Raw genomic sequence first — 24,629 nt, 5'->3', positions numbered from 1 at the left:
GCCCTAAATGCCCCATCAACCCTTCTCCGGCTGCATTCCCGACGACCGCCTGTACTGCCCCCGCTACGACATGTGGGTGCAGGAAACGGCGGACGGCGCAGTGCTGATCGGCGCCACCGCTTTCGGCCTCTTCCTGGCCGGCGAAATCATCGCTTTCACCAGCAAGCCGCAAGGCGCCGAGGTCGATTGCGAACGCGGCATGGGCACGGTTGAATCCCGCAAGACGGTACAGGCGCTCCACGCCCCGATTTCCTTCGTCCTGCTCGAAGGCAACGAGGCCGCCGAGGAACGGCCGAAACTGGTCAACACCGAACCTTACGGCGCCGGCTGGCTGGCCCGCGCCCGGCCGACTCGCTGGGCGGCGGAAAAACCGACGCTGGTCGATGCCGCAACCTACCGCCAGCACATTTTGAAGATCGAACCGGAGGCGACTTTTGACTGACAAGCTGGCTCTGCTGATCTGGGCTGCCACGCCGGAGCACCCGGAACTGTTGGTGACGCCGCTGATTCACGCGCTGGCGGCGCGAGCGCTCGACGCCGAAGTCGAAATCCACTTCGCCGGCCCGGCCGTGCGCTGGCTGGTCGAAGGTGTCGCCGATACCGCATATGCCACGCCGAGCCGGGAAAAAGCCATCGGCGACTTCCTCCGCGAGTTGGTTGCCGAAGACGTCCGCCTGCTCGCCTGCGGCATGGCCCGCGCCGCCTGGGTCGGCGCCGGCGAAACCCTGATTCTGCCAGCCGGCGCCGCCGGCGCCACCGCCTTCGTCGGCCGCGCGCTCGATCCGGCGTGGCGGACGCTGGTCTTCTGATGCGGCGCCCGCCGATCACCGGCGTCATCCTGGCCGGCGGCCTTGGCCGGCGCATGGGCGGCGTCGACAAGGGCCTGCAATTGCTGAATGGCTACCCGCTGGTCGCTCATGTCGTCGAACGTCTGATGCCGCAGGTCGATGAATTGCTGATCAATGCCAACCAGAATGCCGAGCGCTACGCCGCATTCGGCCACCGCGTCATAGCCGACGCCATTCCCGATTTCGCCGGCCCGCTGGCCGGCCTGCATGCCGCCCTGACCGCGGCGACCCATCCGCTGGTCGCCACCGCCCCCTGTGATTCGCCCTTCCTGCCGGCCGACCTGATTTCCCGCCTTTGGGCCGCGTTCGCCGCCGCCGGGGCCGACCTCGCCGTCGCCCGCACCTTCGACCAGCCGCACCCGGTGTTCTGCCTGTGCCGGCGCAGCCTGTTGCCGCATTTGACCGACTACCTGGCCAGCGGCCAACGCAAGATGGCCGGCTGGTATGCCCAGCTGAAAGTCGTCGAAGTCGCCTTCGACGACGAAGCCGCAGCTTTCGAAAACATCAACACCCGCGCCGAACTCGGGCGCTTCGAAAGGCCCGGCACGGCTGACTGAACGTGGCTGTCGTCCGGGGTTGCGCGGCCGGTTTCTCAATGCCCAACCTGTGGAAACCACTTATTGCGCTGCACAAAATCCTGCCTAAACTGCCCGGGCAGGATCAAAAAACAGACATAAAAGGTTAACAGCAATGAACGTCAAAGTTCACTACCGCATCACCCAGGATCGCGCCGGCATTCCGCAGGATTTCACCGGGGCACGCCGCTTCGTCACGATGGCCGGCCAGGCCGTTGAAGACATGGCCAAAACCCAGCTGGCAGCCGATTACCAGATCCCGACCAGCGCCGTCGTGATCTGCAACATCGAGCACTGATCTGTAACGTAGCGGCTCGCCCGGGCGAGCCGCGCCGATAGCCCGCCGGCCGCCGCTGCTGTCCATACGCAGCGCCGTTTACTGCCGCGCAACAATCCACCGAAACATTTCACCCAGCGGTGTGAAATGAAGCAGCCTGTTGCGCCAGCCGCCTGTCAAGTCGCGACGGTCGATGCTGCTGGCCACGCGGCTGGCCGGAACAGCGCGCCAGACCTCATGCCGCAACGCAACAATCTGTTACAGAAGGCTACGAAAGAACGACAGACGCATTGCGCGAGGAGGCCTAGACTGCAATTGTGAATTGAACCCCTCCTCTCGAAATCCCCCCTTTCGAGAATTTCAACCCCGCCGCTGGCGGGGTTTTTTTTGCCCGTAGCGCCAGCTCAAGCCGTTATAATTGCGCACTTTTATTTTTGCGCACAAGGGTATTCAGCATGGCCGACAAGCACTCCTCGACTGGCATCATGTGGGCAACGATCATCGTTGCCATCGTCCTGATCGCCATCATTTACCCGCTCACCGTCAAACACTCCACGTCCGCTGCCGACGCAGCCGGCGGCAATGACGCAGCGGAAGTCCGCATCCAGCCGGTCGCCAAGTTCGAACTGGCCAAGGCCGAAGCGCCTGCCACCAGCGGCGCACCGAAGGATGGCCCGACCGTCTTCAACAGCGTCTGTGGCGCCTGCCACAATACCGGTGCAGCCGGTGCCCCGAAGATTGACGACAAGGCCGCCTGGGCGCCGCGCGTCGCGCAAGGCAAGGAAGCGCTGTACAAGAGCGCGCTCGGCGGCAAGAATGCCATGCCGGCCAAGGGCGGAGCGCCCTCGCTGTCCGACGACGAAGTCAAGGGCGCCGTCGATTACGTGCTGAGCAAGGTCAAGTAAGCCGGCTTGAACGGCCCAAAACAAAGGGAGGCTACGGCCTCCCTTTTTCGTGGACGAAGAAAAGGCGCCTCATGGGCGCCCCGGTTGGGTCTGCTTGTCGAAGACCCGAACCGATTTTGCTCGACGAGCTTACTTCTTGGCCGGTTCGACGACTGGCGCGCTATCGGCCTTGGCGGCTTCCGGTGCGGCTGCAGGTACGGCCTTCTTGGCTTTCTTGACCTTCTTGGCGACCGGCTTGGCGGCCGGGGTATTCACTTCTGCCTTGACAGCACTTTCGGCAGCAACCGGCTCGGCCGGCTTGACGTCAGCAGCGTGAGCGATGCCAAAGGTGGCGGCGATAACGAGAGCGAGAAGTTGCTTGGTCATTTTGAAGCTCCTTGATTGGTTTATTCGGTTTTTCGTCCGGCTTCGCAAAATTGCGCTGCCTTGTGCCGAATAACGCGGGCCGTGGGCACCGCGATGTCATCAGGAGAGTGACCGCTTGTAACGGCAGGTGACCGAGTTGTTAGCTCTTGTTGCCGGCCAGCATCGCCTTCATCGCATCCAGCCGCGCGTTGCCGGTCGCCTTGTCGGGCGGAAGATCCTGCTTGCCGCCGGCAAACCGGATGTCCTCCTTGCCCATTTCATCGATAAAACGCGACGGCTCGCAGGGCACGAACTCGCGGGCCTGCTTGCGCCGCTCGCAATAACTGATGTGCAGCGAATGCTGGGCGCGGGTGATGCCGACATACATCAGGCGGCGCTCTTCCTCGATCTTGGCCGGCTCGACCGACTCGCGATGCGGCAGGATGCCTTCTTCGATGCCAACCAGAAAGACGTGCTTGTACTCCAGCCCCTTGGCGGCATGTAGCGTCGATAGCTGGACAGCGTCGACCTCGTCGTCGTTCTGCTTGTCGAGCAGGTTGATCAGCGCAATGCTTTGCGTCAGGTCGATCAGCGTCTTGCCATCCAGTTCGCCTTTCTTGTTCAGCCAACTGGAAAATTCGCAGACATTGCCCCAGCGCGTTTGTGCCGTGCGCTCCTCCTCCAGATCGAAGAGATAGGTCTCATAGTCGATGGCCTTGAGCAGATCAGGCAGCACCTGATGCGCCGGTTCGCGTACGGCGCGTTCCTGAATACGGTTGATGAAATGGCAGAATTCAAGCAGCGGCTCAATCTGCCGGGCCTGGACGCGTTGTGCGAAGCCCTCTTCGAAAGCGGCGTGGAACAGCGAGATGTGCCGCTCGCCAGCGTAGGTCCCGAGCACCTGCAGAGTGGCCGCGCCGATGCCGCGCTTCGGCGTGGTGGCGGCGCGAATGAAGGCGGGATCGTCGTCTTCGTTGGTGAGCAGGCGCAGGTAGGCGGTGATATCCTTGATTTCCGCCTTGTCGAAAAAGGACTTGCCGCCGGACAACAGGTAGGGAATCCGGTGGTCGCGCAGATATTCCTCAAAACCGCGCGCCTGATGATTCGAGCGGTAGAGGATGGCATAGTCCTTGAACTTGGCGCGATTCTCGAAGCGGTGGGCCTGCAGCTTCATGACCACGCCTTCGGCTTCGGCATCGTTGTCGCGGCAGGCGGTGACGGTGATCTGTTCGCCGTGGCCGAGTTCGGACCAGAGTTTCTTGTCGAACAGTTTTTCGTTGTGCGAGATGACGTTGTTGGCGGCCTTCAGGATGCGCACGGTCGACCGGTAGTTCTGCTCAAGCTTGATCACCTTGAGGGCCGGAAACTCGTTCGGCAGCTTCTTCAGGTTCTCGATATCGGCGCCGCGCCAGCCATAGATCGCCTGATCGTCGTCGCCGACGGCGGTGAATTGCTGGCGGACGCCGGTCAGCAGCTTGAGCACCTGGTACTGGCAGGCATTGGTGTCCTGGTATTCGTCGACCAGCAGGTAGCGCAGGCGGTTCTGCCACTTCTCGGCGATTTCCGGATGTTCGTTGAACAGCTTGACCGGCAGACCGATCAGGTCGTCGAAATCAACCGCCTGATAGGCCTTGAGCGTCGCCTCGTAGGACAAGTAGGCTTCGGCAGCCAGGACTTCATGGTCGTTGCTGGTCAGATGGCGCGCCGCTTCCGGGCTGACCAGCGCATTCTTCCAGTTGGAAATGATCGACTGCAGGTTACGCAGGGTCGCCTTGTCGACGGTCTTGGCCACCTCGCTGATGATGCCGGCGCAATCGGCCGAATCGAAAATCGAGAAGCGCGGCTTGTAACCGAGCGCCTTGGCTTCCTCGCGCAGAATGCGAACACCGAGCGAATGGAAGGTCGAAATCTGCAGCTGGTCAGCCTGCTGTTTCGAGAGAATCTTGCCGATCCGCTCCTGCATTTCCTTCGCCGCCTTGTTGGTGAAGGTAATGGCCGCCACGTTGCGCGGCTGAAAACCACAATCCTGCACCAGATAGGCGATTTTCTGCGTGATCACCCGCGTTTTGCCCGAGCCGGCCCCCGCCAACACCAAAAGTGGACCGTCGAGGTAATGGATTGCTTCGCGTTGCTGGGGATTGAGGCCGGACATAAATAACGACACCCCGCAGAACGGGGCGTGGGGGCAAGGGGGTGAATTTTAACCCGATAGCCGACCGGCTCAGACCTTATCGTCGATCCGCCGGCGGGGCAGGCTGAGCGCCCGCAACTTGAGCAGCCCGCTGGCATTGGTGCTCAACAAAGTGAGTTGCGAAGCCAATCGCCGGGCATCCTGCAATATCCGTTCGCTGCCCTTGAAGGGCCCGACGGCATTCGGGTCGACCTCGGCGATTTCCTGCTGCAGGCTGCGCTGACGGTCGCCGGCCAGCCCCTCGGCGGCTGCGACCCGGCGCAGGCTGTCGGTCGACGCCTGACGCGGCCGCTCGACCGCATCGTGCTGAAGGCTCTGGGTGGTCGAGGTGAGGCGGTTCAGGGTCATTGGCGGGGCTCCTGTACCTGTCAACGGCCAACCCGGCCGGCGGCTTTAGCTCAGAGCGCGCCAAACACCTTTTTCAGCAGATCGCTGCCGGCACCAACCGGGTTGGCCCGCAGCTTTTTCTCTTCTTCGGCAATGATCAGGAAGAGACCATCCATCGCCTTCTGCGTGACGTAGCTGTCGACATCGGCGTCTTTCTGATCGATCAGACCGGCGCTTGCCGCCTTGCCGGCAAAGCTGTTGTATTGCTCGGCCAGTTGCAGTTTCTTGGTCTCCGTCTTGACGATGGGCATGAACTTCCGGGTCAGTTGCTCGCTCGAGGTCCGCTTGAAATACTGCGTCACGCTGTCCTCGCCGCCGGTCAGAATACCCTTGGCGTCCTGCACGCTCATCTTCTTGATCGAGTCGCTGAGTATCGGTTTGGCCTCGGCTACGGCATTTTCCGCCGCGTGGTTCATGGTATTGACCAGTTCGTCGGCCTGCTTGCCCATGCCGAACATGCGCAAGCCCTTCTCGGCCTTTTGCAGATAACCGGGTAACGGAATCTTGACCTTGCTGTTGCCGAGGAAACCGTTGTCCTTGCCGAGCGACGCCACCGCATAATCGGCGCCCTTGGCCAGCGCTTCCTTGACGCCGGCGCTAGCATCGCCGGTCGAAATGGCATCGAGCGCGCCGGCTTGGGCAAACCCGGTGATGAGCATCAGAAAAAGGGCAAAGACGGGGCTGCGCAGGTTTTTCATGACGAACCTCTCTCAAACAATATCAAGGTGACCGATCCCGGTGCTCAGGTCGCGGTCCTTGGATTCCTTGCCGTGCAGCTTGATCTGCAGGCGCAGGTCGTTCAGCGAATCGGCATTGCGCAGCGCATCTTCATAGGTGATCTTGCCCGCCTCGTAGAGGTCGAACAGCGCCTGGTCGAAAGTCTGCATGCCAAGTTCGCGGGACTTCTTCATGATTTCCTTGATCTCATGGACTTCGCCCTTGAAGATCAGGTCGGAAATCAGCGGCGAGTTGAGCATCACCTCAATGGCCGCCATCCGGCCCTTGCCGTCCTTTTTCGGGATCAGGCGCTGCGACACCAGGGCACGCAGGTTCAGCGAAAGGTCCATCAGCAGTTGCTGACGACGCTCTTCCGGGAAAAAGTTGATGATCCGGTCGATAGCCTGGTTGGCACTGTTGGCGTGCAGCGTGGCCAGCGCCAGGTGACCGGTTTCGGCGAAGGCAATGGCGTAGTCCATCGTATCGCGGTCGCGGATTTCGCCCATCAGGATCACATCGGGCGCCTGGCGCAGCGTGTTTTTCAGCGCCGGCCCCCAGTCGTCGGTATCAACGCCGACTTCGCGCTGCGTGACGATGCAGTTCTTGTGTTCGTGCACATACTCGATCGGATCCTCGATCGTGATGATATGGCCGTAGGTATTTTCATTGCGGTAATCGACCAGCGCCGCCAGTGAGGTCGTCTTGCCGGTACCGGTACCGCCGACGAAAATGATCAGGCCGCGCTTGGTCATCGCCAGGTCCTTGAGGACCGGCGGCAATTGCAGTTCGTCGAGCGTCGGGATGGTCATGTTGATGGTCCGGCAGACGACGCCGACGCGGCCCTGCTGGACCAGCGCATTGACCCGGAAACGGCCGATGCCGGCCGGCGAAATGGCAAAATTGCATTCCTTGGTCGCCTCGAACTCGGCGGCCTGCCGGTCGTTCATGATCGAACGGGCGAGTTCGGCGGTGTGCGAGGAAGTCAGCACCTGATTCGATACCGGCGTGATCTTGCCATCTATCTTGATCGCCGGCGGGAAGCCGGCGGTTATGAAAAGGTCCGATCCTTTTTTTTGCGACATCAGGCGCAAAAGATCGTGCATGAATTTCATTGCCTGATCGCGTTCCATACCTACCCCTTGAATGTTCTATTTGACAGCAACTCAGCCCGGGAAAGCATCCTTGTTGGCTGCCTTGTTACGCGCTTCGGCACTCGATACGACATTGCGGCGAACCATATCCAGCAGATTCTGGTCCAGCGTCTGCATGCCGACGTTCTGGCCGGTCTGGATCGCCGAATACATCTGCGCCACCTTGTTTTCGCGGATCAGATTGCGGATGGCCGGCGTGCCGATCATGATCTCGTGCGCCGCAACCCGGCCCTGCCCATCCTTGGTCTTCAACAGCGTCTGCGAGATGACGGCGCGCAGCGACTCGGACAACATCGAACGGACCATTTCCTTTTCCGCCGCCGGAAAGACGTCGACGATACGGTCAACGGTCTTGGCCGCCGACGAGGTATGCAGCGTACCGAACACCAGGTGGCCGGTTTCGGCCGCCGTCAGCGCCAGACGGATGGTTTCCAGGTCGCGCATTTCGCCGACCAGGATGACGTCAGGGTCTTCACGCAGCGCCGAGCGCAAGGCGTTGGAGAAGGACAACGTGTGCGGTCCGACTTCGCGCTGGTTGATCAGGCACTTCTTGGCTTCATGGACGAATTCGATCGGATCTTCGACGGTCAGGATATGACCGTATTCGTTTTCATTGACATGATTGACCATGGCGGCCAGCGTCGTCGATTTGCCGGAACCGGTCGGCCCGGTGACCAGCACGATACCGCGCGGGTACTCGGAAATATCCTTGAAAATCTTCGGGCAGTTAAGCTCTTCCAGGGTCAGCACCTTGGATGGAATGGTCCGGAAGACCGCGCCGGCGCCCCGTTGCTGATTGAAGGCATTGACCCGGAACCGCGCCAGATTGGGGATTTCGAAGGAAAAGTCGCACTCCAGCGTTTCCTCATACACCTTGCGCTGGCCGTCGTTCATGATGTCATAGACCATGCCGTGCACATCCTTGTGCTCCATCGCCGGCAGATTGATGCGGCGCACGTCGCCATGCACGCGGATCATCGGCGGCAATCCGCTCGAAAGATGGAGGTCGGAGGCCTTGTTCTTGACGCTGAAGGCCAGCAGTTCGGTGATGTCCATTCGGATCGTCCTTGGAGCGCGTGTATACTGAAATTATTGGGAATTCCAAAGGGATTATGAGCGCAATCGCCAGCAACCTGCAAGCCGTCCAGGCTCGGATCGCAGCCGCCGCAATAGCCGCCGGCCGGTCGCCTGACAGCGCTCGACTATTGGCAGTGAGCAAAACCTGGCCGCTGCCCTGCGTGCTGGAAGCGGCCGGTGCCGGACAACGCGCTTTCGGCGAGAACTATGTCCAGGAGGGCGTCGACAAGGTGCTCGCCGCGCAGGGTCAAAACCTCGAGTGGCATTTCATCGGACCGCTGCAAAGCAACAAGACGCGACCGGTTGCCGAACGCTTCGACTGGGTGCATTCGATTGAGCGGCTGAAAATCGCCGAACGTCTCTCCGCCCAGCGTCCGACCTACCTGCCGCCCCTGCAGGTCTGCGTTCAGGTCAATGTGTCCGGCGAAGCCAGCAAGAGCGGCTGCGCACCGGACGAAGCACTTTTGCTGTGCCAAGCGATCAGCACGCTGCCCGGCCTCCGGGTGCGCGGCCTGATGGCCATCCCCGAAGCGAGCGACGACTTTTCGGCGCAGCGCCTGCCCTTCCGGCAGTTGCGAGAAATTTACGAACAGATTCAGGCGGCAGGGCTGCCGCTCGATACCCTTTCGATGGGCATGTCCCACGATCTTGAAGCTGCCGTGGCCGAAGGGGCGACGATCGTCCGCATCGGCACGGCCATTTTTGGTGAGAGAAATTACGCATGAAAATTACCTTTCTCGGCGGTGGCAACATGGCCAACGCGCTGATTGGCGGCATGTTGAAACAGGGCTACAGCGCCAGCGACATCACGGTTATCGACCCGGGCAGCGAAGCACGGCGCAAGCTGGCCGAGACCTATGCGGTGAACTGTGTCGACGCGGCGGACAAGCTGCCTGGCGCCGGCGATCTGCTGGTCCTGGCGGTCAAGCCACAGCAGATGAAGGAAGCCGTCGCGCCGCTCGTCGGCAAGCTCGGCCAGGCCGTCGTCGTCAGCATTGCGGCTGGCCTCGACCTGACCACGCTGGCGCGCTTCCTGGGCGGCCACCGCAAGATCGTTCGTTGCATGCCCAACACCCCGGCCCTGATCGGTGCCGGCATTACCGGGCTGTGCCCGCTGCCGGAAGTCAGCGCCGTCGAACGCGAGGCCGCCAACCGGCTGCTGAGCGCCGTCGGCAGTACCGTCTGGATCGACGACGAGACCAAGATGGATGGCGTGACCGCGCTGTCCGGCAGCGGTCCGGCTTACGTTTTCCTGTTCATCGAAGCTCTGCAGCAGGCGGCCGCCGAGCTTGGCTTCACCCCCGAACAGGGGCGCCAACTGGCCATCGAAACCGTCCAGGGAGCCGCCGCACTGGCTGCCCAGTCGAGCGATCCGGCGGCGGTGCTGCGCGAGCGCGTCACCTCGAAGGGCGGCACGACCGAAGCAGCGCTGCGGACGATGGCCGATAGCGGTGTCAAGGAAGGCATCATCGCCGGGGTAAAAGCCGCCGAGGCGCGTGGCCGGGAACTCGGCAAACTGCTCGGAGCCGCCTGATGCAAGCGGTCACTTTCCTGCTCGACGCCGTAGTCAGTTTCTTCTGCGCGCTGTTCCTGCTGCGCTTCATGATGCAGGCGATGCGGGTGTCGTTTGCCGGCCAGCTCGGCAATTTCGTCGTGGCCCTGACCAACTGGGCGGTCAAGCCGCTGCGCCGGATCATTCCGGGGGTTGGCGGACTCGACTGGTCGAGCGTATTTGCAGCCTTGGTCCTGCAACTGCTCTTGGCCGGGGTGCTGATCGGACTCTCCGGCCGCCTGATCGAAACCGATGGGGCGACGCTGGCCATGATGATCGGCTGGTTCGCCCTGCGCGGCCTGCTCCGGATGGCCGTCTATATCCTGATTGGCGCGCTGATCCTGCAAGCCGTCCTGTCGTGGATCAATCCCTACTCGCCGCTCTCGGCGCCGGCCCACCAACTGACCCGGCCGCTGCTCGATCCGATCCGCCGCGTTGTGCCGTTGATTTCCGGTATCGACCTGTCGCCGCTGGTTGCCATCCTGCTGCTGCAGGTGGTCTTGATGTTCCTGTGAGCGACTGGTTTCGTGTCGCCGGTGACGGCCGGATCACGCTTACGCTGCACATCCAGCCCGGTGCGAAAAAGACCGAGTTCGCCGGGCGGCATGGCGATGCGCTGAAAATCCGCCTCGCCGCCCCGCCGGTCGATGGCAAGGCCAACGAAGCGCTGCTCAAGTTCATTGCCGAAACATTGGGCTTGGCCAAGTCAGCAGTCAGCCTGAAAAGCGGCCAGACTTCCCGACGCAAGGTGGTCGAGGTTGGCGGGGCAACGACCGAGGCCGTTGCCCGTTTGATCGGCGCCTAGGGCGCCATCTAATCAGCGTTATTTCTTGGCCGCTGGTTTGGCGGCAGGGGCCGATGATTCCGATGCGGTCAGTTCGCTGCGCAGCTTGGCAACACTCTTCTCACCAAAGCCCTTGACCTCCTTCAAGTCATCGACCGACTTGAACGGTCCGTTCTTGCTGCGGTAGTCGACAATCGCCTTGGCTTTGCCAGGGCCGATGCCTTTCACCGAATCCAGCTCATCGACGGTGGCGGTATTGATATTGACGGCGGCCAGGGCAAAGCCAATACCGGCAAAAAACATCAGGATCACAGACAGGATACGTTGCATCGGATCTTCCTCCAGGTTGATTACTGTTTTGCCACGTTCAAAAAAATTTGGCCCCACCGGTTTTCCAGTAGGGCCGAATTATTCTAATTGAATATGACAAATAAATTCAACGCAGAGTTTCCGGCAATCAGGCTCCGAACACGACACGACCGCCGACCAGCGTCGCCTTGACCTTGCCGGTCATCGGGTAGCCAAGCCACGGCGAATTCTTGCCGCGGCTCTTCAGGGCCTCGGGCGTCAGTTGCCAGGTGGCCTCGGGGTCGAAGATGCAGACATCGGCCGGTGCGCCAACCGCCAGTTGGCCGGCGGCCAGGCCGAGCACCTGGGCCGGGGCGGCGGTGATCCGGGCCAAGGCCTGGGGGAGATCGACGCCTGCCGCTTCGGCCCATTTCAGGGTCAGCGGCAGCAGGACTTCGAGTCCGGTGGCCCCCGGTTTGGCTTCGCCGAAAGGCAACAACTTGTCGTCCGCACCAACCGGGGTATGGTCGGAGCAGATGGCGGCCAGCCCGGATGCGGCGGCGGCCGACAGCGCCTGACGGTCATTCTGGGCACGCAGCGGTGGGCTGAAACGGGCATGCGGATTGAAGAAGCCGATATCGTTTTCGGTCAGCAGCAGGTGGTGCACGCCAATGTCAAAGCTCACCGGCAAGCCCTCAGCCTTGGCTTGGGCGACAAGCGCCACGCCGGCCGCCGACGAAAGCCGGGTCAGGTGTACCCGGCAACCGGTATCGCGCACCAGTTGGACGATGGTGGCGATGGCAATGGTTTCGGCAGCGACTGGAATGCCGGCCAGCCCGAGGCGACTGGCAACTTCGCCTTCGTGCGCGATGCCATTGCGCGCCAGCCAGTAGTCCTGCGGCTGCAGCCACACTGCAAAATCGAAGGTGGCGGCGTATTCCATGGCCCGGAGCAGGGCCTCGGTGTCGATCACCGGCGCATTGGCTTGCGAGAAGGCGACACAGCCGGCTTTCTTCAGACCGGCCAGCTCGGCCAGGCGCTCGCCCTTGAGGCCGAGCGTCAGCGCGCCGAGCGGCAGGACACGCGCCTTGCCGATTTCGGTACCGCGGTGCACCAGGCGGTCGGCCAGTTCCGGCTCGTCGAGCGGCGGATCGGCATCGGGCGGCACGACGACGGTGGTCACCCCGCCGGCGACGGCAGCGGCCAGTTCGGCTTCGATGCTGTTCAGCCGGGCGCCAAGGTCGATCAGCCCGGGGCAGACGACGCAGCCGGCGGCATCGATGGTTTGGTCGGCAACGAAGCCGGCCGGCGTGCCGCCCAGCCCGACAACCTTGCCATCGGCAATGAACAACGAAGCGCTGCGGTCGACGCCGTTTTTCGGATCAATCACACGGCCATTCTTGATTTCGATCTGCATTTCAGTTCCCCGCAACGATGCTCATCACCGCCATCCGGACGGCAATGCCGAAGGTGACCTGGGGCAGGATCACGGCCTGCGCTCCGTCGGCCACCGCCGAGTGGATTTCGACACCGCGATTCATCGGCCCGGGGTGCATCACGATGGCATCCGGCTTGGCCAGCGCCAGCTTCTGCGGCGTCAGGCCGTAATGGCGGAAGTATTCGCTGGCCGAGGGCAACAGGGCCCCGGTCATCCGCTCATTCTGCAGGCGCAGCATGATGACCACGTCGCAATCCTTGAGCCCTTCGTTCATGTCGTGGAAAACATGCACGCCCAGCTTGTCGAGATGCTTGGGCAGCAAGGTTTCCGGCCCGATGGCGCGGACTTCCGGAACGCCCAGCGAGGTCAGTGCATGGATATCGGAACGGGCGACGCGCGAATGCAGGATATCGCCGACGATGGCCACACGCAGTTGCGTGAAGTCCTTCTTGTAGTGGCGAATCGTGTACATGTCGAGCAGGCCCTGCGTCGGATGGGCGTGGCGGCCGTCGCCGGCATTGACGACATGCACGTCGTCGCGGCCGATGCGCTGCAGATGCTCGGCAATCAGGTAAGGCGCGCCGCTCGAAGCGTGGCGCACGACGAACAGGTTGGCGTGCATGGCGCACAGGTTGTCGATGGTATCGAGCAGCGTCTCGCCCTTGCTGGCCGACGACTTGTTGATGTCGAGATTGATCACGTCGGCCGACAGGCGCTTGGCGGCAATCTCGAAAGTCGTCCGGGTGCGCGTCGAGTTTTCGAAGAATAGATTGAAGACGCTCTTGCCGCGCAGCAGCGGCACTTTCTTGACTTCGCGCGCCGAGACTTCCATGAAGGAGGCGGCAGTGTCGAGTATCTGCATCAGGATGCGGGTCGGCAAGCCCTCGATCGAGAGCAGGTGGGAGAGTTCGCCGTCCTTGTTCAACTGCGGGTTATGCATGTTCCAGCCTCCAGGCGAGTTGACCGTTGTCCTGTTTGCCCAGCACCAGGTTCTGACCGTCCTGCAAGTCGACATCCCAGACGCAGTAGGTCGCGCCAATCGGCAATTCTCGCTCGCCGCGATCGGCCAGTACGGCCATCGCGACCGAGGCCGGACGACCGTAGTCGAACAGTTCGTTGAGCGCGGCACGGGTCGTCCGACCGGTGTAGAGCACGTCATCGACCAGGATCAGGTGGCGCCCTTCGACGTCGAAGGGAATCAGCGTCGGCTTGACCTGGGGATGCAAACCTTTTTCGGCAAAGTCGTCGCGATAAAAGGAGACGTCAATCAGGCCGATTTCTTCCGGCAGACCGAGCAGTTCCTTCAGGCGTTCGGCGATCCAGGCGCCGCCGCTATAAATACCGATCAGCGCCGGCTGGCGATGGAGATGCGGACGAATCAGGTCGGCCAGTTGGCGACACTGGGCCTCGGCATCAGGCAGGGGATTAGGCAGGGGTGACATGGTGCGGGCTTTCGAACCAGGTTTGAAGAATGAGTTGAGCGGCGACGGCATCGAGCAGCGGCTTGGCCGATCGGCTGTTGCGGCCGGTTTCGCGCAGTCGGGATTCAGCATCGAGTGAGGTCAGGCGCTCGTCGGCAAAGCCGATCGGCAGTTTGAAGCGGCGTTCGAGCCGTTCGGCGAATTTTTGCGCCCGGCGGGTCATCTCGTGCGGCGTTCCGTCGGCGTGCGAGGGCAGACCGACTACCAGTTGCACCGGCTGCCATTCGGCAACCAGCTTGCCGATCGCGGCAAAGCGTTCATCGTTCGACTCGGCATGGATCACCGTCAAGGGATGGGCGTTGCGCAGCAGGGTTTCGCCGGTGGCAACGCCGATGCGCTTTTCACCGAAGTCAAAGGCGAGGACCGTGCCCTCAGGCATGTCCGGCAGTATCGGAAAGCTGAGAAAAGCTGATGCCGAGTTTTTGCATGGCCGCCGGCAGGCGTTCTTCGGGCGGCATGTCGAACAGGATTTCGGACTTGGCCGGCACGGTCAACCAGGAGTTTTGCGCCAGCTCATTCTCCAGCTGGCCGGCCTCCCAGCCGGCGTAGCCGAGCGTGACGATGATCTCGGACGGCAGGCCGGCGCTGCCGACCGAGGTCAGCACGTCACGCGAACTGGTCAGGCCGACCTCGCTATTCACCGCCAGCGTCGATTGCCATTGCCCGATCGGGCGATGCAGCACGAAGCCGCGGTCGAGTTGCACCGGGCCACCAAAATAGACCGGCAATTTGGCCAGGCCTTCGGCATCAAGCTTGATCTCGATTTTTTCCAGCAAACCGGCCAGATTCATGTCGAGGGGCCGGTTGACGATAATCCCCAGCGCGCCGTTCTCGTTGTGTTCGCAGATATAAACGAGGGCGTTGGAAAAATACGGGTCTTCCAGAGTCGGCATGGCGATCAGGAAGTTATCGGTGAGGTTGACGCTATCCATGCTGGAATTTTAATCGCCGGCGCGGTACAAACCAACCATGAATAACGAAAAAGCCCTCGTCTGGTTCCGCCGCGACCTGCGCGACAACGACCACGCCGCCCTGAGTGCGGCACTTGCCGATGGGCAGGCGGTGTATTGCGCCTTTGTGTTCGACAGCGAAATTCTCGATGCACTGCCTTCGAAACACGATCGCCGCGTCCATTTCATCCGCGAATCACTGCTTGAACTCGACGCCGCACTGCGTGCCAAGGGGGGCGGACTGATCGTTCGCCATGGCCGGGCCACCGAGGAAATCCCCGGGCTCGCCCACCAGCTCGGTGTGAAAACCGTGTTCGCCAACCGTGATTACGAGCCGGCCGCCAAACGGCGCGATGCCGAGGTCGCCGCCAGGCTCGCGGCATTCGGCATCGCATTTGTGCACATGAAAGACCAGGCCATCTTCGATGGTCACGAAGTACTGACCCAAGCCGGCAAGCCGTTCTCGGTATTCACGCCATACAAAAATGCCTGGCTGAAACGCCTTACCGCCGCCGACTGCGCCAGCTGGCCCGATCAAGGACGCTACGCCGGCGGCGAACTGGCAGGCGTCCCCGGCCTTGACGAGATCGGTTTCAAGACGACCGATCTCGCCGAACTGGGCATCCGTCCCGGCATGTCCGGCGCCCGGGCATTGTGGGAAGAGTTCGCCGCCGGCCGCATCCAGCGCTATGGCGCGCTGCGCGATTTCCCGGCCATCAAGGGCGTCTCCTACCTCTCGGTACATCTGCGCTTCGGCACCCTCTCGATCCGCGAACTGGTCCGCACCGCCTTGGCGAGCGGCGCCGACACCTGGCTCAGCGAACTGATCTGGCGCGATTTCTATTTCATGATCCTCGACCACTTTCCGCACGTGGTCGGCCACGCCTTCAAGCCGGACTACGATGCCATTCAATGGGAAAGCTGGTCGGCCGGCTACGCCGCCTGGTGTCAGGGACGGACCGGCTACCCGCTGGTCGACGCGGGGATGCGCCAACTGAACCACTGCGGCTGGATGCACAACCGGCTGCGCATGATCGTCGCCTCGTTTCTGACCAAGGATCTCGGCCTCGACTGGCGGCTTGGCGAGAAATACTTTGCCGAGCAGCTCAACGACTTCGACCTCTCGGCCAACAACGGCGGCTGGCAGTGGGCATCGTCAAGCGGTTGCGATGCCCAGCCGTATTTCCGTATCTTCAACCCGGTAACCCAATCGGAAAAATTCGACCCGGAAGGCAGCTTCATCCGGCGCTACGTGCCGGAACTGGCGAAGCTTGCCAACAAATACATCCACGCGCCGTGGCAAATGGGACGTGGCGAACAGGAAGCGCTGGGTGTGGTGATCGGCCGGGACTACCCGGCACCGCTCGTCGACCATGGCCGGGCCAGGGAAAAAACCCTGGCCCGTTACGCCGTGGTCAAAAAGGCTGTCTAAACGCCGGGCTTGACCTTGACGAAGCTGGCGACCAGGGCGAGCAACGCGTCCTCGTCGTAAGGCTTGCCGAGGTAATGGTTGGCGCCGATTTCGAAGGCATAGTTGCGATGCTTGTCGGCGGTCCGCGAGGTGATCATGATCACCGGCAGCGACTTCAGTCGCTCGTCGGCGCGGAGGTTGCGGACGAAATCGAAACCGTCCATGCGCGGCATTTCGATGTCGGACAGAATCACGTCGGGCATCACGTCGAGCAATTGTTCCAGCGCATCGACGCCATCCTTGGCCAGCACCACCTGATAACCTTCGCGGGCAAGCAGGCGGCTGGTGATCTTGCGCACGGTCAATGAGTCATCGACCACCATTACCGTCGGCAGCTTGGCACCGCGCGGCGCGACTGGCGCCAGCGGCGCCGGAATCGGACTCGCCCCCGCGGCAGCCGGCAAGCGGCTGGCCAGAGCGACCGGATTGAGGATCAGCACGACCTGGCCGTCGCCCAGTACCGTTGCCCCGGCAATGCCGACCACCCGGGCGAGTTGGGCGCCGATGTTCTTGACGACGACTTCCTGGTTGCCCTTCAGTTCGTCGACCTGCACTGCGACGCGCTGGCTTCCCGAACGCAGCAGCAGCACCCAGTAGCGGCGACGGGCTTCCGGCACGGCGCTGGCATCGCCAAGCAAATTGGGCAGGAAATGGAAGGGATAGTGGTTGCCCAGCCATTCCGCTTCGCCCTTTTCGCGCAAGGCGAGGAGCGGCTTTTCCTTCATCTCCATGACCTGCTCGATCATCGTCGACGGCACGGCATAAAGCTGCGTGCCGACGCGGACCAGCAAGGTCTGCGTCACCGCCAGCGTGAGCGGCAGATAGAGGCGGAAGGTCGTGCCCTTGCCCGGTTGCGAGACGATTTCGATACGGCCGCCAACGGCCGCGACTTCGGTTTTCACGACATCCATGCCGACGCCGCGCCCGGATACCTGGGTCAGCTCGGAGGCCGTCGAGAAGCCGGGCTGGAAAATGAAATCGTACAGCGTCGCTTCATCGACGCTCTGCCCCGGCTGGAGCAGGCCCATCGCTTCGGCCCGCGAACGGATGCGCTCGAGATTGAGGCCCTTGCCGTCATCCGTCATGCTCAGGATGATTTCATTGCCTTCCTGGGTCAGGGCCAGGGTTATTTCGCCGACTTCCCCCTTGCCGGCCGCAAGGCGCTCCTCACGGGTTTCGATGCCGTGAGTGACGGCATTGCGCAGCATGTGCTCGATCGGCGCCAGCATCTTGTCGAGAACCGAACGGTCGACTTCAACCTGCCCGCCGAGGACGTCGAGATTGGCCCGTTTGCCGACATCCTTGGCGGTCTGCCGGACGATGCGGTAAAGACGCTCGGCCTGGCTGGCAAACGGAATCATCCGCACGCCCATCAGTTCCTGCTGCAAGCCACGGTTCAGGCGCGACTGGGCAAGAATCGCCGCATTGGCATCATCGAGATTCTTCAACAGGTTTTGCTGGACTGTCGCCACGTCGTTGACCGACTCGGCCATGAAGCGGGTGAGTTCCTGGAACCGGGTAAAGCGGTCGAGTTCGAGCGGATCGAATTCGGCCTCGCCATCGGGCGACTGGGCAACGCGCGCCTGAATCTGGCCTTCGGCCTGGATTTCGATTTCGCGCAACTGGCGACGCAGCCGAATGACGTTTTCCGTCAAATCGAGCAGCGAAGTCTTCAGGCTGCGCATTTCGCCCTCGATCCGAGTGCGCGCAATCGACAGCTCGCCGGCCTCGTTGACCAGCCGGTCGATCAGGTCGGCACGAACGCGCAGCGTTGCCCGCTGACCACCCGCATCGCCTTCCGGCTCGCTCTCCACCGGGACAGGCACAGCCACCGGCACGGTTACCGCCGTTACGCCATCCGTATCGACCGCCGTGGCAATCTCTTCGGCAACCACCTCGGCCTGCGGTCCGGCACGCAGTCGCTCGACCGCCTGGGCCAGCGTATCGCAACCGCTCTCAAGCTCGTCGATAAAGGCGTCGGTTGCCGGTCCGGCCCGCATCGCCTGATCAACCCGCGATTCGAGCAGGTGAGTCACTTCGCCGAGGTTCATCGCCCCGGCCATCCGGGCATTGCCCTTGAAGGTATGCAACAGCCGGGCAATCGCATGAGGTGCCGCGTCCCCGGCCGGTTCGGCGCGCCAGGCGCGGGACTGGGCCGTCAGGTCGCGGAGCTGATCGGCAGCCTCTTCGAGGAAGATCGGCAGCAATTGCTCGTCGAGCTCATCGGTGAGTTGCGGCAAGGGCGGCGGTAATACGGTGGGCAGCGGCTCGACGGGAGCCGCAGCGGGCTCGGGCTGCTCTGGCTGCTCGACAATTTCATCGCCGAGCGTTTCGACCACCGGCTCGGCGATGAGCGGCGCATGGAATACGTCTTCAAGAGCGACGATCAACTGCGGCTGCTCGGTCGGCTCCTGCTGACTGGCCAGCCCGGCAAACATGCTTTCCAGCGTGATAATCGCCTGGCGGACGGTCTCCAGGCCTTCGATACTATCCGGGTGCGCCGAACCATCACGGCGGAGCAGCGCATGTTCCAGGGCGATCGCCAGATGATTGAGCGGCATCAGGCCGACCGTCGCGGCGATGCCACCCAGCGTGTGGGCAGCGCGTGTCATCTCGAAAGTCGTCGGGCCGCCCGGGTTGGCGTCGAGCATGGCGTAGCTATCGACCAGGGTCTGCAAATGGCCGCGCGCTTCTTCGCAGAAAATATCGTAAAGCGTTGGTGAGGCGGTCACCGTCGGCGGCAGTTGCTCCGCCTCCGGCGTCGGCTCCGGCAATTGCTCGGGTTCATCCGGCACCAGCAGATCTTCCAGCGCTTCGCTGGTCGCCCGCAAGTACGTCTTGTCGGCATGCGGGGTCACCGCGATGCCTTCCGGATACTCCGGCAAGACGTCTTCGAGCATCGGCAGGTCGAGCACGATGGAGGGCGCTTCGTCGGCCGACTCGGGAACCGGCAACTCGATCATCTCGCCGACCGGCGAGGTTTCCTCTGGTGGTGCTTCAATTACCGGCGCGGCGACGGGCGACGCGGCCGGCGCATCAAGCGGCGCTTCAACGCCCCGCAAGCGGGCGGCCAGGGCAACCAGCGCGCGGGTATCAGGCGCCAGACCGTCGCCGGATTCAAGATGCTCGACCCAGACCGAGAACAGCGTATGCGCATCATTGATCATGCGCATCAGCTCGGGCGTCACCGATTGGTCCTGGCGCAGCCAGAGATTCAGGGTTTGTTCCAGCTCCCAGGCCGTCTCCCCCAGATCGTTCAGGCCGACCATGCGGCCGCTGCCTTTCAGCGTATGGGCGGAGCGCCGGATATTGGTCAGTGCGTCGACGTTGTGCGGATCGTCGGCGAGCAGCGCGCCCATTTCAGCCATGCTGGCCAGCACCTCGCCGGCCTCTTCAAGGAAGATGGCGAGCAACTCGGCATCGATTTCCTCGTGGCTGGACTCGGCCAGTTGCAGCGTTTGCACGGACGGCTGCGGCGCCGCGGAGATTTGCGGTTTGAGGCCGGACAGTGCGGCATCAACCGCGGCGTCGGCGACGTCGCCGGAAGCCAGCGCTTCGAGCGCCGCCTTGGCCGTTTCACCCAGTTCGTGGTTAGCCACCAGATCGGCATCCTGCTGGATCGATTGCAGGTTGTGCTTGAGTTCATCCTGCAGGCGGCTGTCTTGCGGCGTTTCCTTGAGCGCTTCGACCAGCGCGTGAGTATCGCGAGCCTGCTGGGCGAGCTGAGCCTCAACGGTCGGAGCGGGCGGCGCCTCCGTTTCGCTCTCTTCGCTGGCGGTCTTTTCGCCCTTCATCCGCCGGACAAAAGCCTCGAAATCGGTCTCGCCATGCTGCAGCGCGTCAACGAAGAAGCCAAGCATCGATAGCTGGTTGGCCACCGTTTCGAAATCGCTACCGTCCGGCTGGTATTCCGGCTGGGCGAATTGCCGAACGCGGGCGCTGCATTCATTGAGGCTGTTAACCGCGCCAAAATGGCCAAGCATGGCCAGCGCCCCACCGATTTGCTTGAGCGGGCCGTCGAGCAGCGCGAGATCATGGCCTTTGGCGGGATCGCGGAAGAAGGCATCGAGCGCCTGCTCGATCTGCGCCAGATTATTCTGGATTTCGCGTCCGACCTGACCGATCAACAGCTTTTCCTGAGCCCGCCGGGTCATTTCATCGAGCAGCGGAATGGCCTCGCCGGCCGCCGCCGGCTTCCCGGCAATGCAGGCATACAGGCGGGCAATCATCAGGTCGACCTGCTGGGCAAAATCGGTACCGAGGCGCTTGAACCCTTCCTGAGCGTTCTGCAACAGCAGGATCGTCGTGGCGACTTCCATCGCCACCATATCGTTATAGCGCGTAGCGTCTTCAGCCAGCCAGCTGGCGACGGCACCCAGACCCTGACCGAGCCGCTTGAGATCGGTCTGGCCGATTTCCTCGGTGACCTGGGCGCAGTTGCGGGCATTGTCGGCAAAACCACTCAGGCTGCCGGCGTTACCGGTACAGAACTTGTTCCACAACTCTTCGGTGGCGACCAGCACCTCGCGCAACTTGCGCAAGGCCGTCTCCTGCGGTTGCGGCGCGTGCGCCACGGCTTCCGGCATCAGCGCCGGCAAGGCAAAAGTGGACTGGACCTCGGCGATCAACGGCGCCAGATCGGCGGGAGCTTGCGCAATATAGTAAAGCGCCTCACGCATCACCCGTTCGGCGACATTGCTCGAACCATTGAGCAAGCGGCGAATCTGGGCATCGATCCGCGAACACAGATAGCGGACAGCACTATCCTTGCTCAGAACCGGATCAGCCAAGGCATCGAGAAAGGCCAGTGCGACCCACCAGAAAGCACGCGCTCCCTGCGTATCCTGGAGCGACTCGATCCCGGCCAGGGCATCGCGCATCATCTGCCGGCCATGCTCGCTTTCCGCCGGATTTCTCAGCAAGCGGAGCAAACCCTTCTGGTAGTCCATGCGTGCCGTCTTCAGCGTCTGCTTCAGCTGCTCGGGCGTCAGGAGCGGTGGCGCTGCCCGGCGGGGCGGACGCAGGGAGAGATCGGGATAAAACAGATCGGCCGCATGGCTGAGCGGCATGCCGCGCGCCGCGGCCAGCGCCTGATAGACCGGCAGCAAGCGCAAAGGCTGGTTCGGCTCACCGACCATCAGGTCGTCGAGATACTGGCGCATTGCCGCCAATGCCTGACGCAGGGCAGCAATTCCCGAGGCATCGGGGACCAGACGCTCCTCCTCGAATATCGCCAGAAGTGCTTCAAGCGACTCGGCGACCTGGGTGACACCATCCAGCCCGACGATCGAGAGCGCGCCATAAACCTGGTGCACATGGGTGCGACAAAACTTGAGCTGGGTGACGTCACCGCTCGCTTCAAACTGGCCAAGCACCTCCTCGGCCCGCTGGAGCGCCAGATCGATTTCACCCTTGACCCAGGTGAGCGGGCCCAAATCAAATTCCGTTGCCGCGTTCATGGTCTCTCGCTATGCCTATCAATCCACCTTGAAGCCGGCAACCGAACCCTTCAGTTCGGAAGCCAGAGCGGTCAGTTCGTCGACCGCCTGGGCCGTGCGCTGGGTACCCGCCGTAGCCTGTTCGGTTACGTGCAGAATGTCCTGCATCAGGCGCGCCACGCTGGTCGCCGAATCCGCCTGACTTTGGGTCGAGGTGGAAATATCCTGAATCAGGTCGGCCAGATTGCGCGACACATCGCCGATCTCGGAAAGCGCTTGCCCGGCGGCATCGGAAAGCTTGGCGCCTTCGACCACGCCCTGAGTCGATTGCTCCATGGCGGAAACCGCATCCTGGGTATCGGTCTGAATCGTCTTCACAATGGCCGCAATCTGCTTGGTCGCTTCGGCTGAACGTTCAGCCAGGCGCTGCACTTCTTCGGCAACCACGGTAAAGCCGCGCCCGGCATCGCCGGCCGACGCGGCCTGGATGGCGGCGTTCAAGGCCAGCACGTTGGTCTGCTCGGTAATGTCGGAAATCAGTTCGACGATTTCGCCGATTTCCTGCGAGCTTTCGCCGAGACGCTTGATTCGCTTCGAGGTTTCCTGAATCTGGTTGCGAATTTCGTTCATGCCCTTGATCGAATCCTGCACCGCCAGCGTCCCTTTTTCGGCGGCGGTCAGCGATTGCCGGGCAACCTGGGCTGACTGCATCGCGTTACCCGACACTTCGCTCATCGAGCGTGCCATGTCGAGGGCCGACTGACCGGCCTCCTGAATTTCGCTGGACTGGCGCTCGGCCGCATCGAGCAGCTCGGCCGAAGTCTGCCGGGCGATTTCGGTCGCTGCCGTCACGCGATTCGCCGCGTCATTGATCCGGCCGACCAGCACGCGAAGTTCTTCAATCGTATAGTTGATCGAGTCAGCGATCGCCCCGGTAATGTTTTCACTGACCGTTGCCGTCACCGTCAGGTCGCCGTCGGCGAGGTCGCCCAGCTCGTTCATCAGACGCAAAATGGCATCCTGATTCTCGCGGTTGACCTGCTCCGAAGCATGGCGCTGCAACTCGGCCTCCAGACCCCGACGCTTGGTATCCTCAAGATAGATCTTGGCCAGCAAAGCAAGCGTGCCCAGCGCGACCGCCGTCATCACGATCAACAGCACGATGTACAGGCCGCGCTCGGACAAGGTGCCCTGATAAGCCAGCACCAGATCATCCGTCGCCTTGAGCATGTCCTCGCTCTCACGGAAAATCCGTGAGCCAGCCTGTTTGGAAAGAACCAGTGGCTGCATGTTGCCGAGAATGCTGGCAATGGCTTCCTGATACTGATTGAAGGCACCATCGAGGGTATTCAGCTTCTCGCGGCTCTCGGCATCGTTGTTGCCGGAAAGACGCAATGACTCGCTTCCCTTGGCCAGGCCATGCAGGATGTCGCGGAAGGCGTTGGTATCCTTGCCAAGCAGGAAGGCGACTTCCGGACTGATTTCGTCGCCGACGCGCAGGGCCGAGGCATTCTTGGCAATCCGCTGGGTCAGCATCACCAACTGGTTGGCCGCGGCAATTTCACGCGACGAGCCCCCGGCCTGCAACTTGAGCGCCGCAACCTGCTCGGTCAATTCGAGCATCTCGGCATTCTTGTTGTCGATGATCGCCACACTGTTGCCCAGCGCGACAAGGTTCTTTTCCTGACCGATCACGGTCATTGCGTCCTTGTCGGCCCCGGCCCAGCGCTGGCTCAACGCATCGAGTTGCGGCCGGACCGCTTCGGGCGAGGCCGGGACGCTGACGCCGCTGATTTCACCGCCGGACGTCAGCCGGTCGAGCAGTTGGGCAAAAGTGTCACGCGATTCCTTCAACTGGGCAAAGGCCACCGTGTTGCCCTGCAAGGCGAGTAGGGAGGCCTTGGCCAGGCGCTGCGAGAGCATCCGCATTTCACCCGAGGCGGCGATGTATGCCGTGCCATGCGTCGACTCGCGATTGTCGTGATAGACAAGACTGGCGATCAGCAGCAACAGCACGACGAAAATTGCCCCGAGGGTTTTCATCTGCTGAATGACCGGTTGCTTGGCCAGGAAGCCGGGCAACGGCGTTTTTCCAGAGACGCCCGGCTCGCCAGGAAGATCGGCTGAAACCGTCAACTGCGCAGATGTGCCGCTTTTGGCAAGCGCGCCGAGTTTCGGGAGTTTGAAACTGAAAGCCATGGAGATCCTCCGCTTGGGGCCAGGGGCTTCACGCCCTCGATCAAACCCCGATATTCATGAAATCGTGATCGGCAAGCAGTTCGCGTACCGAAAGTTTTCGCCAGATTTTGCCTTGCGTATCTGCGAAACGCTGCGCCCCCCACACAGGCACCGAAACATCCGGCACTTCCGGCGAAAAATCTTCCGGATTCTTCAAGCCCAACATGCGCGACACCAGCAATGCCGCATTGGCGCCGTACTTGGCGCCGATCAGCAGCAAGCGGGCGTTGGCATTTTGCGGCGTCGCCACCCCGCCGCGAAACACTGAAAAATCGGTCACGGCGTGCAGATTGCCGCGAATATTGGCAATTCCGGCAAACCACGGCCGGGTCAGCGGCACCGGGGCGAGTCGCGGCGCCTGAACGATTTCGCCGCTGTCGGAAAGATCAACGAGCCATGGCTCGTTGCCAACCTCGATACCGAGCCAGGACGATGCGCCACGGCCTTGTGCCGCCGTGGTCAGGCGGGCAGCGAGGTATTCCTGAAAATCGCGAAGACTGGTTTTTCGTGCCATCT

The 24,629-nt window shown here is 62.3% G+C and carries 25 protein-coding genes; 10 read left to right on the top strand and 15 right to left on the bottom strand.

Annotated features, from left to right (window positions below; genetic code table 11):
- Positions 1–7: 7 nt before the first annotated feature.
- The 5 genes from ACLIKD_RS20200 to ACLIKD_RS20180 all read left to right on the top strand — a co-directional run bounded on the left by ACLIKD_RS20200 (position 8) and on the right by ACLIKD_RS20180 (position 2,605).
- On the top strand, positions 8–442 hold the full coding sequence (locus ACLIKD_RS20200; RefSeq protein WP_428826432.1) for a glycine cleavage system protein H: 435 nt from the start codon (positions 8–10) through the stop codon (positions 440–442).
- A complete protein-coding gene (locus ACLIKD_RS20195) occupies positions 435–809 on the top strand; it encodes a DsrE family protein (RefSeq protein ID WP_428826431.1) in 375 nt (124 codons plus the stop codon). The genes ACLIKD_RS20200 and ACLIKD_RS20195 overlap by 8 nt, the downstream gene beginning before the upstream one ends.
- Complete coding sequence (mobA, locus tag ACLIKD_RS20190) at positions 809–1,405, top strand: molybdenum cofactor guanylyltransferase MobA (RefSeq protein ID WP_428826430.1); 597 nt, start codon at positions 809–811, stop codon at positions 1,403–1,405. Before ACLIKD_RS20195 ends, mobA begins: the two co-directional genes overlap by 1 nt.
- A gap of 133 nt (positions 1,406–1,538) precedes the next feature.
- Positions 1,539–1,721, top strand: a complete 183-nt coding sequence (locus tag ACLIKD_RS20185; protein WP_226417516.1) for a hypothetical protein — start codon at positions 1,539–1,541, stop codon at positions 1,719–1,721.
- Between the two features lie 434 nt (positions 1,722–2,155).
- Positions 2,156–2,605: a c-type cytochrome gene (locus ACLIKD_RS20180; protein ID WP_428826429.1), complete on the top strand. Its 450-nt coding sequence runs from the start codon at positions 2,156–2,158 to the stop codon at positions 2,603–2,605.
- A gap of 129 nt (positions 2,606–2,734) precedes the next feature.
- Here ACLIKD_RS20180 and ACLIKD_RS20175 read toward each other — a convergent pair whose 3' ends face one another.
- From ACLIKD_RS20175 to ACLIKD_RS20150, 6 genes are all read right to left on the bottom strand, one after another.
- Positions 2,735–2,971 (bottom strand): hypothetical protein, encoded by a 237-nt coding sequence (locus tag ACLIKD_RS20175; RefSeq protein ID WP_428826428.1) that lies wholly within the window; start codon positions 2,969–2,971, stop codon positions 2,735–2,737.
- A 139-nt stretch (positions 2,972–3,110) separates the two neighbouring features.
- Positions 3,111–5,102: a UvrD-helicase domain-containing protein gene (locus ACLIKD_RS20170; protein WP_428826427.1), complete on the bottom strand. Its 1,992-nt coding sequence runs from the start codon at positions 5,100–5,102 to the stop codon at positions 3,111–3,113.
- A 69-nt stretch (positions 5,103–5,171) separates the two neighbouring features.
- Positions 5,172–5,489 (bottom strand): hypothetical protein, encoded by a 318-nt coding sequence (locus ACLIKD_RS20165; protein WP_428826426.1) that lies wholly within the window; start codon positions 5,487–5,489, stop codon positions 5,172–5,174.
- A 50-nt stretch (positions 5,490–5,539) separates the two neighbouring features.
- Positions 5,540–6,226, bottom strand: coding sequence for a DUF4197 domain-containing protein (locus ACLIKD_RS20160; protein WP_428826425.1), 687 nt, complete (start codon positions 6,224–6,226; stop codon positions 5,540–5,542).
- Between the two features lie 12 nt (positions 6,227–6,238).
- On the bottom strand, positions 6,239–7,375 hold the full coding sequence (locus ACLIKD_RS20155) for a PilT/PilU family type 4a pilus ATPase (RefSeq protein ID WP_319002314.1): 1,137 nt from the start codon (positions 7,373–7,375) through the stop codon (positions 6,239–6,241).
- Positions 7,376–7,408: 33 nt separating this feature from the next.
- Positions 7,409–8,452, bottom strand: coding sequence for a type IV pilus twitching motility protein PilT (locus ACLIKD_RS20150; protein ID WP_226417522.1), 1,044 nt, complete (start codon positions 8,450–8,452; stop codon positions 7,409–7,411).
- Positions 8,453–8,508: 56 nt separating this feature from the next.
- Between ACLIKD_RS20150 and ACLIKD_RS20145 the strand changes: the two genes are divergently transcribed.
- Genes ACLIKD_RS20145 through ACLIKD_RS20130 form a run of 4 tightly spaced genes read left to right on the top strand, consistent with a single transcriptional unit; the run spans position 8,509 to position 10,830 of the window.
- Positions 8,509–9,198 (top strand): YggS family pyridoxal phosphate-dependent enzyme, encoded by a 690-nt coding sequence (locus tag ACLIKD_RS20145; RefSeq protein ID WP_428826424.1) that lies wholly within the window; start codon positions 8,509–8,511, stop codon positions 9,196–9,198.
- Positions 9,195–10,007, top strand: coding sequence for a pyrroline-5-carboxylate reductase (gene proC, locus ACLIKD_RS20140; protein WP_428826423.1), 813 nt, complete (start codon positions 9,195–9,197; stop codon positions 10,005–10,007). Before ACLIKD_RS20145 ends, proC begins: the two co-directional genes overlap by 4 nt.
- A complete protein-coding gene (locus tag ACLIKD_RS20135) occupies positions 10,007–10,540 on the top strand; it encodes a YggT family protein (RefSeq protein ID WP_226471830.1) in 534 nt (177 codons plus the stop codon). The genes proC and ACLIKD_RS20135 overlap by 1 nt, the downstream gene beginning before the upstream one ends.
- Positions 10,537–10,830 (top strand): DUF167 domain-containing protein, encoded by a 294-nt coding sequence (locus tag ACLIKD_RS20130; protein ID WP_226471831.1) that lies wholly within the window; start codon positions 10,537–10,539, stop codon positions 10,828–10,830. Before ACLIKD_RS20135 ends, ACLIKD_RS20130 begins: the two co-directional genes overlap by 4 nt.
- 18 nt (positions 10,831–10,848) lie before the next feature.
- Here ACLIKD_RS20130 and ACLIKD_RS20125 read toward each other — a convergent pair whose 3' ends face one another.
- The 6 genes from ACLIKD_RS20125 to ACLIKD_RS20100 form a co-directional block, all read right to left on the bottom strand.
- A complete protein-coding gene (locus ACLIKD_RS20125) occupies positions 10,849–11,139 on the bottom strand; it encodes a ComEA family DNA-binding protein (RefSeq protein WP_226417527.1) in 291 nt (96 codons plus the stop codon).
- 127 nt (positions 11,140–11,266) lie between these two features.
- Positions 11,267–12,514, bottom strand: a complete 1,248-nt coding sequence (locus tag ACLIKD_RS20120) for a dihydroorotase (protein WP_428826422.1) — start codon at positions 12,512–12,514, stop codon at positions 11,267–11,269.
- 1 nt (position 12,515) lies between these two features.
- A complete protein-coding gene (locus ACLIKD_RS20115; protein WP_428826421.1) occupies positions 12,516–13,475 on the bottom strand; it encodes an aspartate carbamoyltransferase catalytic subunit in 960 nt (319 codons plus the stop codon).
- On the bottom strand, positions 13,468–13,977 hold the full coding sequence (gene pyrR / locus ACLIKD_RS20110) for a bifunctional pyr operon transcriptional regulator/uracil phosphoribosyltransferase PyrR (RefSeq protein WP_226471835.1): 510 nt from the start codon (positions 13,975–13,977) through the stop codon (positions 13,468–13,470). Before pyrR ends, ACLIKD_RS20115 begins: the two co-directional genes overlap by 8 nt.
- Positions 13,961–14,395, bottom strand: a complete 435-nt coding sequence (gene ruvX / locus ACLIKD_RS20105) for a Holliday junction resolvase RuvX (protein ID WP_428826420.1) — start codon at positions 14,393–14,395, stop codon at positions 13,961–13,963. Before ruvX ends, pyrR begins: the two co-directional genes overlap by 17 nt.
- Positions 14,388–14,948: a YqgE/AlgH family protein gene (locus ACLIKD_RS20100; protein ID WP_226471837.1), complete on the bottom strand. Its 561-nt coding sequence runs from the start codon at positions 14,946–14,948 to the stop codon at positions 14,388–14,390. Before ACLIKD_RS20100 ends, ruvX begins: the two co-directional genes overlap by 8 nt.
- A 37-nt stretch (positions 14,949–14,985) precedes the next feature.
- Here ACLIKD_RS20100 and ACLIKD_RS20095 point away from each other — a divergent pair, with 37 nt between their 5' ends.
- Positions 14,986–16,398, top strand: a complete 1,413-nt coding sequence (locus tag ACLIKD_RS20095) for a cryptochrome/photolyase family protein (RefSeq protein ID WP_428826419.1) — start codon at positions 14,986–14,988, stop codon at positions 16,396–16,398.
- Here the strand turns inward: ACLIKD_RS20095 and ACLIKD_RS20090 are convergent.
- Genes ACLIKD_RS20090 through ACLIKD_RS20080 form a run of 3 tightly spaced genes read right to left on the bottom strand, consistent with a single transcriptional unit; the run spans position 16,395 to position 24,627 of the window.
- The gene (locus ACLIKD_RS20090; RefSeq protein WP_428826418.1) at positions 16,395–21,872 is read right to left on the bottom strand and encodes an Hpt domain-containing protein; all 5,478 of its coding nucleotides are present in this window, start codon (positions 21,870–21,872) and stop codon (positions 16,395–16,397) included. The two genes, ACLIKD_RS20095 and ACLIKD_RS20090, sit on opposite strands and share 4 nt — an antisense overlap.
- Before the next feature lie 42 nt (positions 21,873–21,914).
- A complete protein-coding gene (locus ACLIKD_RS20085) occupies positions 21,915–24,074 on the bottom strand; it encodes a methyl-accepting chemotaxis protein (protein WP_428826417.1) in 2,160 nt (719 codons plus the stop codon).
- Positions 24,075–24,114: 40 nt separating this feature from the next.
- Entirely contained in the window at positions 24,115–24,627 is a 513-nt protein-coding gene (locus ACLIKD_RS20080; protein WP_428826416.1) for a chemotaxis protein CheW, read from the bottom strand.
- Positions 24,628–24,629: the final 2 nt, after the last annotated feature.

The organism is Azonexus sp. IMCC34842, from assembly GCF_050368855.1.
Lineage (GTDB): Bacteria > Pseudomonadota > Gammaproteobacteria > Burkholderiales > Rhodocyclaceae > Azonexus > Azonexus denitrificans_A.
This window is presented reverse-complemented; position numbering and strand designations above follow the sequence as displayed.

Excerpts from the sequence above, each read along its gene's own strand:
- ACLIKD_RS20200 (WP_428826432.1), top strand. The coding sequence starts at position 8 with ATGCCCCATCAACCCTTCTCCGGCTGCATTCCCGACGACCGCCTGTAC.
- ACLIKD_RS20155 (WP_319002314.1), bottom strand. The coding sequence starts at position 7,375 with ATGGAACGCGATCAGGCAATGAAATTCATGCACGATCTTTTGCGCCTG.
- ACLIKD_RS20170 (WP_428826427.1), bottom strand. The coding sequence starts at position 5,102 with ATGTCCGGCCTCAATCCCCAGCAACGCGAAGCAATCCATTACCTCGAC.
- ACLIKD_RS20080 (WP_428826416.1), bottom strand. The coding sequence starts at position 24,627 with ATGGCACGAAAAACCAGTCTTCGCGATTTTCAGGAATACCTCGCTGCC.
- ACLIKD_RS20100 (WP_226471837.1), bottom strand. The coding sequence starts at position 14,948 with ATGGATAGCGTCAACCTCACCGATAACTTCCTGATCGCCATGCCGACT.
- ACLIKD_RS20150 (WP_226417522.1), bottom strand. The coding sequence starts at position 8,452 with ATGGACATCACCGAACTGCTGGCCTTCAGCGTCAAGAACAAGGCCTCC.
- ACLIKD_RS20175 (WP_428826428.1), bottom strand. The coding sequence starts at position 2,971 with ATGACCAAGCAACTTCTCGCTCTCGTTATCGCCGCCACCTTTGGCATC.
- ACLIKD_RS20115 (WP_428826421.1), bottom strand. The coding sequence starts at position 13,475 with ATGCATAACCCGCAGTTGAACAAGGACGGCGAACTCTCCCACCTGCTC.
- ACLIKD_RS20160 (WP_428826425.1), bottom strand. The coding sequence starts at position 6,226 with ATGAAAAACCTGCGCAGCCCCGTCTTTGCCCTTTTTCTGATGCTCATC.
- ACLIKD_RS20165 (WP_428826426.1), bottom strand. The coding sequence starts at position 5,489 with ATGACCCTGAACCGCCTCACCTCGACCACCCAGAGCCTTCAGCACGAT.
- ACLIKD_RS20135 (WP_226471830.1), top strand. The coding sequence starts at position 10,007 with ATGCAAGCGGTCACTTTCCTGCTCGACGCCGTAGTCAGTTTCTTCTGC.
- ACLIKD_RS20120 (WP_428826422.1), bottom strand. The coding sequence starts at position 12,514 with ATGCAGATCGAAATCAAGAATGGCCGTGTGATTGATCCGAAAAACGGC.
- ACLIKD_RS20095 (WP_428826419.1), top strand. The coding sequence starts at position 14,986 with ATGAATAACGAAAAAGCCCTCGTCTGGTTCCGCCGCGACCTGCGCGAC.
- ACLIKD_RS20180 (WP_428826429.1), top strand. The coding sequence starts at position 2,156 with ATGGCCGACAAGCACTCCTCGACTGGCATCATGTGGGCAACGATCATC.
- ACLIKD_RS20185 (WP_226417516.1), top strand. The coding sequence starts at position 1,539 with ATGAACGTCAAAGTTCACTACCGCATCACCCAGGATCGCGCCGGCATT.
- mobA (WP_428826430.1), top strand. The coding sequence starts at position 809 with ATGCGGCGCCCGCCGATCACCGGCGTCATCCTGGCCGGCGGCCTTGGC.
- ruvX (WP_428826420.1), bottom strand. The coding sequence starts at position 14,395 with ATGCCTGAGGGCACGGTCCTCGCCTTTGACTTCGGTGAAAAGCGCATC.
- ACLIKD_RS20145 (WP_428826424.1), top strand. The coding sequence starts at position 8,509 with ATGAGCGCAATCGCCAGCAACCTGCAAGCCGTCCAGGCTCGGATCGCA.
- ACLIKD_RS20085 (WP_428826417.1), bottom strand. The coding sequence starts at position 24,074 with ATGGCTTTCAGTTTCAAACTCCCGAAACTCGGCGCGCTTGCCAAAAGC.
- pyrR (WP_226471835.1), bottom strand. The coding sequence starts at position 13,977 with ATGTCACCCCTGCCTAATCCCCTGCCTGATGCCGAGGCCCAGTGTCGC.
- ACLIKD_RS20125 (WP_226417527.1), bottom strand. The coding sequence starts at position 11,139 with ATGCAACGTATCCTGTCTGTGATCCTGATGTTTTTTGCCGGTATTGGC.
- proC (WP_428826423.1), top strand. The coding sequence starts at position 9,195 with ATGAAAATTACCTTTCTCGGCGGTGGCAACATGGCCAACGCGCTGATT.